A 7980-nucleotide genomic window follows, 5' to 3' on the forward strand; every position below is an offset into this window, starting at 1 on the left:
AACAGGGGAAATCCGGCTACAAAACACCACTGAAAAATGAATTGCCGGGAATTCGTGTTCAAAAAAATGGCAGGATTACCGGGAAATCTGGAAATCACTAATTGTTCAGCGCTTCCCTAGGTTGGGGGGTGGGCAGAGGTTGGGTATTAGGTATCGGTGGTTATGCTTACTGGCAGGTAACCAGTGATTCCCAAAATAGTGAATCGGTTACAAACAATAAGGGACATGCTTATGCGATAGGTCCGTCAATGCGTTACGATAGTGGACGGGGATGGTTCATTACCGGTAAATACCAAATAGATGGGGCAGTCAGGAATCGCGCTGATGGAACTGCATTCTGGCTTAAAGCTGTTCTCCCATTCTGAGATAGCATGAATTTGCTGCGGAACGATACGACCTACTGATTATAGAAATAGATTTATCCATCGCTACATCCACGATCGCAGATTCGAGCAGCAGTATATTATCGGGCAGCGATCTCAATCGGGTCACTGCAATAATGGAACACGATCTATCCATGGGAAAGTAATATTGTCATTCTCAGAAGACGACTGCATTAAACGTCAGAAATCGATAACACAAAACTAACTGTCATAATTATTGATTTTTTATGCGTACATCCTACAATCTAAGTTTCACCACAGTGCTTAATATGAATTTGTGTGGATCCCAGAATATATCCAGCTGAATGAAAGGAAATCTGAACGCTATTGACGCAAAAGTTTTCACCATAGTTATATGTTTTCACGACTATATTTTTACCGAAGCAAGTTTTTAATATCGCACTGGTTGCATAATAATATGTAGCTGCTTTTTTTCGCGCGTGGTCGCTATGTACTTGGTTATAATCGTATCATTCACTTTTCCTTTTTGGGTCTATGTGAAAATCGCTAAGTGGACAATAAAGCCCTTCTGAAGTCATTATCAACATTGGTTTGTTTCTAAGTTAACTATTATCGCATTGAGTAGGACCTAAACCTTTTGCATTCAATTCTGCAAGCGCTTCTTCAGTTTTTTTAAGATGGCCCAGACCCATTCCCCGTAATACATGATCAGCTTTAGTGTATTGAATCTTGCTATACGTCGTTATTTCAATACGATTTCCCCAAGGATCAAGAAAATCTAGAAAAGAGCCACTTAGAAGTTTAACGCGCATATGTTCAAGTGTTAGCCTCACCAATTCCTTATTGTCCACTGCTATGCCAACATGGCGCTTTTGATCGGCTTGTCTATTATCATTTTTTATGAAATTGATAAATTGATCTCCAAAATAGATAGATGCTTGCATCTCATTTTTTTCATGAACTTCGAAATTCAAGAAATCGCTATAGAATTTTATGGCTTCCTCTATATCCCCAACTTCTAATGCCACATGATTTATACCTATTGCATTTGCTTTCATATTTTTTCCTTTTAAATCTATTAATCAAAAACAGCCCTGTGGAGTGGTTTACATTCTGCAGGTTTTTTCTTCTCCAGAGTTAGAATTTGATCCACTTGTCGTTCGTTCTTACGAAAAGACAGTGTCTTTTTCGACGATAATTGTCAGTATGTCCTACAATAATTAATTGATTGATAAAATGAATATCTTATTTACTCTTATTTTCTAATATACAAATAAATTTGTTGATTTAAACTTAAGAACAATAGATTTTTCATCATTTGAATCAGTGGAAGAAAAGAACAATGGAAGGAAACTGCTTAAGTGTTCTGGTTGTTGAAGATGATAACTTTCAGCGACAGATGATAGTGAAAATGCTACGTTCCATTTTGAATGTGCAGTCGATCAAGGAAGCAAGCAATGGAAAATGCGCATTGGAAATTATCCGCGAACAGAAAGAAAAACCTATCGATATTGTAATATGCGACTTAAATATGCCGCAAATGGATGGCTTGGAATTTTTTCGTCATGTTGGTGAAGAACAGCATAACATTTCTATTATTATCATTAGTGCCTTAAGCAGTAAGCTTGTGCAATCGGCCGGCAAGATGGCGCGGATGTACGGTGTCAAGCTACTGGGCGCGATTGAGAAACCGATTTATCCGGCTAAACTCAAGGAGCTGTTCATTCAGTATGAACGCTCTGAGAACAAGTGGTACTCCCACGGTGGAAACGCAGTCAATTTCTCGCTGAATGAAATCATGCAGGGGATACGTGCGAAGCAGTTTGAACCTGTTTTCCAACCGAAAGTAGACATGCAGACAAATTGTCTGATTGGTGCTGAAGCATTGGCGCGGTGGAATCATCCGGAACTCGGTTTAATCTCGCCGTATGCCTTTATTCCGGCGCTTGAACAGAATAACCGGATCGATGAGTTAACTTTTCTGATACTGGAGAAAGCCGCTTCAGCATGCCGCTTACTTCATGACGCCGGTCACAAAATCAACCTGTCGGTGAATCTTTCATTGGTATCGCTGGACGATATTACACTGGCGGATAAAATTACTGGGGTTGTGAAAGAAGCGGGCATGGATCCTCGCTATATTACCCTGGAAATAACTGAAACTGCCGCGATGTCAGGAGTTGCGTATTCATTGGAGAATCTGACACGGTTGTGCATGAATGGGTTTGAATTATCGATCGATGATTATGGAACCGGTTATTCCAGTTTACAACAGCTCACCCGAATTGCATTTAGCGAGCTTAAGATCGATCAGTCATTCATTCAGGATTCGATTGCTAACGAAATGGCACGGATTGTGGTGAAATCGAGTATCGACATGGCTCGTGAATTGAGAGTGAAGAGTGTCGCCGAAGGGGTAGAGACGCAGCAGGACTGGGATATGCTTAAGAATATGGGGTGTGATGTAGTGCAAGGCTATTTTGTTTCAAAGCCTATGAATTTAGCTTCATTTATCAAATATTCTGCCGAAAACTCTCCTAGATATCGAAATTCCTAGTTATTGTTTTAATTTTTTCCTCAGATGAGTAATCAGACTTACATTGGCGAGCCTAGCGGACAATCCCCAAGTTTGTGGTATAGCAGCGCTATGGAACAATTGGTGGAAGTGGTGCAGATGCTATCCATGGCGAGAGATTTACCTACAGTGATGGAAATTGTCCGTCATGCGGCACGCAAATTAACGGGGGCAGACGGTGCTAATTTTGTATTGCGCGATAACGGCATGTGTTTTTATGCTGAAGAAGACGCCATAAGTCCGCTATGGAAAGGGCAGCGTTTCCCGATGAGTGCATGCATCAGCGGCTGGACCATGATAAACCGTCAGTCGGCCGTGATCGAGGATATTTATGCCGATTCACGTATTCCCGCGGATGCTTATCGTCCTACTTTTGTACGTAGCCTTGCCATGGTACCAATACGCACACTCGATCCGATCGGTGCCATCGGCAATTACTGGGCCGAGCAGTATCATCCAACGCTCGAACAGATAAAAGTATTGCAAGCGCTTGCCGATACCACTGCTGTTGCCTTGGAAAATGTTCGTGTTTACGAAGAACTTGAGCAACGGGTGGAGCAGCGGACTTTGGAACTGCAATCGATCCTTGATAACGTGCAAGTTGGAGTTATATTTGCTGTCGATGGACGAGTAGTGAGGACGAATCCTAAAGTGGCTGAGATATTCCGTTTTATTACGGCAGGTGCTCTCCTGGATATGCCGCTCAGAAGCTTATTCTGTAAATCCAATAAAGATGATTCATTGATTGATATTGCCAGGCCATATCTGGATAAAAATCTAGTATTCAACGTTGAATCGAATTTATTGCGCCAAGATGGAGAAAATTTCTGGGCGCACCTTATTGCCAAATCGTTGGATCTCGGTAGTTATTCGGGCGGGGAAATCTGGGTTATTCACGATATCAACGAAATGAAAGTCAAAGAAAGGAAACTCAAAGAACTGAAAAGATCCGCTGAGACGGCAAATCAGGCAAAGGACTCTTTTTTGGCGACGATGAGTCACGAGATCCGCACCCCTCTGGCTGGAATGCTTGGAATGCTGGAGCTTCTTTCCATGACGCACTTGGATAATGAGCAACAATCTACATTGGATGCTGCCTGGAATTCTGGCAGGGGATTGCTGCGCATTGTCAGTGATATTTTGGATTGGTCTAAAATCGAAGAAGGCAAGCTGGAGCTGTCGATGCGCCCAACATCGATCAAGCGACTTTTGCAGGAAGTGGTGAATACTTATTCGCGTGCTGCCAGTGCTAAAAATCTAGTATTGTGGCAACAAGCCGATGACCGTATTGGCACTTCCCATATCGTTGATCCGCTGCGTCTTTCACAAGTTCTGAACAATTTTGTTAGTAATGCCATCAAGTTTACCCAAGGTGGTGAAGTCGTAGTGCGTGCCGAATTGATAGATCGAACGGAAAACGGGGAGCGGATTCGTTTTTCGGTTAGTGATACCGGTATCGGAATCGATGAGAAGACGCAACGGAAATTGTTCCAGCGTTACCGTCAAGGCAATGCTGATACGGCCCGCATGTACGGTGGAACTGGATTGGGGTTGGCGATTTGCCGCCGCCTTGCGGAATTGATGGATGGGTCCATTGAGCTCGATAGTAAACCTGATCTAGGCTCCACATTCAGCATCATTCTGGCGCTGCCGCTTGGTGATGTACCCGGAGAGGTTGTGCGATATCTCGATCACGAAGCCCAACAGCGCAGGGCGCTGCCGCTGTTCAAGCAGAGCGAGAATTCTCCACTGGTGCTGGCAGTGGACGATCACCCGATCAATCGCGATTTGCTGGCGCGTCAAATCAAACTGCTCGGCTTACGCGTCAGAACTGCCGAGAATGGCCGTGAAGCGCTACAAATGTGGCGTAACGGTCATTTTGCGCTAGTGATTACGGATTGCCACATGCCAGAAATGGATGGTTATGGTTTGGCAAAGTCGATTCGCAAGATTGAATCCGAACAGAAATTAAAGCCTGTGCCGATTATCGCTTGGACGGCAAATGCGCTTGATGAGGAGGTTCGAAATTGCCATGCTGCAGGTATGAATGAATTACTGGTAAAACCCGCCAGTTTGGCGCAGCTTAAAGCCGTACTGGCAAAATCTCTGTCACTTGCTTTAACCGGTAATGATGAAACCCGAGCGTTAGTAGAATTGGAGTTTGGTGATAAAACCCGTGTGATAGATTTTTCAGAATTAAGCAAAGTTGTTCCTGATGCAGCTGACCATGTTCAAGTTTTGAGGGATTTCCAGGTTCATATCCGTAATGACTACAACGAATTGCTTGAAATACTGGAAAAAGATGAGTTAGTTATTGTGAGTGAAATTGCGCATCGCATGGTTGGTTCCAGTCGGATGGTCGGTGCTAAACAATTGGCTAAAGCTTGCAAAGCAGTTGAGTGGTCCGCTCATAGAAAAGATACAGCAGGCACCAAAAAAGCGAGAGAATTATTGGATGACGCCATCAAACAATTCGATAACTTTTTGTTGCAGAAAAGTGATTAGAAATCGGTTCTGAATTACTTCACATCAAGTCATTGCATCCCGTCGTGATGATTGCACAACTTTCTATTGTTTTCTCATCGATTGTAGCCGTTTCCTATATTCCGGCAAACGAAGTGGGGCATTCATCCGCTGCGCTGATAAATTACGGCTGCTTGTGCTTACCATCTTTCAGTAGCTGCCATTCGTAGAAACCCGATGCGGGTATGATGCGGCGGCGCTTGCGGTATGCAGACTTGAACATCGGTCTTGTTGAGATCGTTTCGGCGCGCGCATTGGTTATAACATGGGCTTTCTTCAAGCCCTTGATCCATCCAGGAACCAAGCCCTATCGCATCGTCGTGGCTTCACGTCCGTTTATAGTTTCCCGGATCACCAGAATGTCGGACATAGGCGCGATGTTATGGCGCGGTATAAGATCGGGGAAAGAGTTGACGGAATACCAGTTCTTGAGTATCGCTTCGGGAAAGTCTAAAGAAAAACGTTCGCACATAAGAGCCACCTCCGTTTCAGGTCTTTTCTAGTTAATGATCCGTGCCCGGATTATTAAAAATGACGATGCCGCTTCAATTTCAGATATGCGGATTCAGCATAAATCAGCTGCCTCGTAAAGCGGGCGTATTTCGATTTCGCTCGGTCCCGGCATAGGATTGGGGCAACGTTTCACCCAGGCGATTGCTTCGTCCATATCCGTGACTTCCCAGAGCCAGAAACCGGCAACTAGCTCATTGGGGTGAAAGAAAGGTCCATCGATAACCGTACGGCTAGGACCATCGAATGCAATACGTTTGCCCCGTGAAGAGGGCGTAAGACCGTCGCAGCAACTTACATCTTTCATGATGCCGGCCTTGATAAGATCGCTATTAAATCTGTCCATTGCTTCCATCATTTTTAGCGTCTCGGGCGTTGGGGCAAAGCCCTTTTCGCTGTCTTCGGTAGCCTTTACTAATATCATTACACGCATCGTTTATCTCCACATTTGAGTCTGCTTAAAAGTTTAGCAGGCAATCAAGCAAATGGTTATTGGGGGTTCTTGAAAATTTCTTTGTCGGTTAAAGCATTGCACTATTGGCGATTGAGAAACGTCGCGCCACTTTTATATTGAGACGCTGCCGATTTTCCAGTATATGCAGAACACCAGCCATGAGGGCTTATGCTGCCTTCTACGACGCGACATTCACCGTTAGCTTCAGGAGTCTTGCCAGGAATAAATTGCATGCATTTACTGCACTGCTCTTCTCCATTAGGTTCGTCACGATACTTGGTTACTTCCTTAGCAGCTTTGGCTGCTTGCGCTTGGCCAATTAAGCTGCTCACATTCACAATGGGAACAGTGGCTCCTAACGCCATAAATTTTATGATCTGACGCCGTGAAAATTTCTTTCCAAGATAATTCATCGTTACCTCCCACATTGATTGTTGATGCGCGTTCTAAAATATGCCTCAGTTAGCATTGTGGTTTTGAGCTAGGGGTACTGAAAACTTTCGCCAAAAGAGGCATCGGTATGAAGATTCTCTTTATTTCCAAAGAATTTAATATTTTGTCGATTCGCGCATACTGCCGGCAGGATTCTTCTGATCCGCGCTGGATGGGCTGCTTGGTTTTGCTTTGGTAGAATCAGATAGGTTTTCTGATGAAGCGGGTTTTGAATCAGAAGCGCTTTGGGCTTTGCTTTTCGTATAATCCTCAATGTGCTCTGGTTGAGGCTGATGGCCAGTATCTCTTCTGTCTCCTTCGGCAGGAATTTCCGGTGGTGTAGCAAGTGATTGCGCCATAGCTGCCATACTCAATAATAAAAAGAACATAAAAATAGGGATAGAAATAATTGTCCGTACTAAATTCTTAGTCATGATTATTCTCCTGTTAACGTGTTTGGATTTTTCATGATCCTCTTTACTTTTATTTTGGTCAGTTCGTTACCGCACACATTAGAGATACAAAGAAAGCGGATGAATTTCAGGAATACTCTTTGAGTTTGGGAAATCAGGTCAATACGAGGAGATAATGAAAGCCAGAACTACACTACGGATTGGGAGGAATTGGTTGGAGTAAAAACTCGCCAGAGCGGGGTCTGTTCGCCAATCCCGGGACAAAAAAACGGATGGTGGTTAATTTGCTGACAAGAAAAGTGCTAGAGGTAAAGTGGAGCCTATAAATATCTGAAGTTGAATGCCGTGCGTCTATTACAACAGTTTATTGTGTTGTTTTTAAATACTTAAGGCACATTTTTTGACATCGCATTGCTATCCTTCTTGCTTTCGATGGCGCACGCGCCAGTTGGAAACAGGGGCCATATCGCATTGATGCTCTCGCCTTTCGTCCGGTTTTCAATAAACCGGAAGCTTTTGATGATGTGATTAGCAAGTCACAGGCGCTGTACGGCTTATATTCCACATTTGCACCGGAAAGTATTGCGCCGCTCAAAATAGATCTCTACTGGCTTGATTATGAAAGAGATCAAGGTCGGTTTGCAGCAGCGCAGGGACGGGAACACAGGCATTCTTTCGGCACACGGCTTTTCGGTTCTGCAAAGAATTGGGATTGGAACCTGGAAGCGG

General features: G+C 43.9%; 10 protein-coding genes. 4 read left to right on the plus strand and 6 right to left on the minus strand.

The window, feature by feature from the left end:
• The first annotated feature begins 101 nt into the window (after positions 1-101).
• Positions 102-365 carry a transporter gene (locus tag DU481_RS15195; protein WP_350135890.1) on the plus strand — a complete coding sequence of 88 codons (264 nt, stop codon included), beginning with the start codon at positions 102-104 and terminating at the stop codon, positions 363-365.
• 581 nt (positions 366-946) lie between these two features.
• Here DU481_RS15195 and DU481_RS15200 read toward each other — a convergent pair.
• Entirely contained in the window at positions 947-1402 is a 456-nt protein-coding gene (locus DU481_RS15200; protein WP_350135892.1) for a VOC family protein, read from the minus strand.
• A 284-nt stretch (positions 1403-1686) separates the two neighbouring features.
• On the opposite strand from DU481_RS15200, the gene DU481_RS15205 reads away from it, so the two are divergent.
• Both DU481_RS15205 and DU481_RS15210 read left to right on the plus strand, forming a co-directional pair.
• Entirely contained in the window at positions 1687-2901 is a 1215-nt protein-coding gene (locus tag DU481_RS15205) for an EAL domain-containing response regulator (protein WP_350135894.1), read from the plus strand.
• 24 nt (positions 2902-2925) lie between these two features.
• A complete protein-coding gene (locus tag DU481_RS15210; protein WP_350135896.1) occupies positions 2926-5424 on the plus strand; it encodes a GAF domain-containing hybrid sensor histidine kinase/response regulator in 2499 nt (832 codons plus the stop codon).
• A gap of 142 nt (positions 5425-5566) precedes the next feature.
• On the opposite strand, the gene DU481_RS15215 is transcribed toward DU481_RS15210, so the two are convergent.
• The 5 genes from DU481_RS15215 to DU481_RS15235 form a co-directional block, all read right to left on the minus strand.
• Positions 5567-5746 (minus strand): SOS response-associated peptidase family protein, encoded by a 180-nt coding sequence (locus DU481_RS15215; protein ID WP_121167158.1) that lies wholly within the window; start codon positions 5744-5746, stop codon positions 5567-5569.
• A gap of 3 nt (positions 5747-5749) precedes the next feature.
• A complete protein-coding gene (locus DU481_RS15220; protein ID WP_350135898.1) occupies positions 5750-5914 on the minus strand; it encodes an SOS response-associated peptidase family protein in 165 nt (54 codons plus the stop codon).
• A gap of 93 nt (positions 5915-6007) precedes the next feature.
• Positions 6008-6385 carry a YciI family protein gene (locus DU481_RS15225; protein WP_350135900.1) on the minus strand — a complete coding sequence of 126 codons (378 nt, stop codon included), beginning with the start codon at positions 6383-6385 and terminating at the stop codon, positions 6008-6010.
• A 101-nt stretch (positions 6386-6486) separates the two neighbouring features.
• A complete protein-coding gene (locus DU481_RS15230; RefSeq protein WP_350135902.1) occupies positions 6487-6819 on the minus strand; it encodes a high-potential iron-sulfur protein in 333 nt (110 codons plus the stop codon).
• Positions 6820-6954: 135 nt separating this feature from the next.
• Entirely contained in the window at positions 6955-7272 is a 318-nt protein-coding gene (locus tag DU481_RS15235; protein ID WP_350135904.1) for a hypothetical protein, read from the minus strand.
• 449 nt (positions 7273-7721) lie between these two features.
• Between DU481_RS15235 and DU481_RS15240 the strand changes: the two genes are divergently transcribed.
• Positions 7722-7980: alginate export family protein (locus DU481_RS15240; protein ID WP_350135906.1), on the plus strand; the 259-nt coding region annotated here is incomplete at its 3' end.

This window comes from Nitrosomonas sp. (assembly GCF_040240425.1).
In the GTDB taxonomy this organism is placed as follows: Bacteria; Pseudomonadota; Gammaproteobacteria; order Burkholderiales; family Nitrosomonadaceae; genus Nitrosomonas.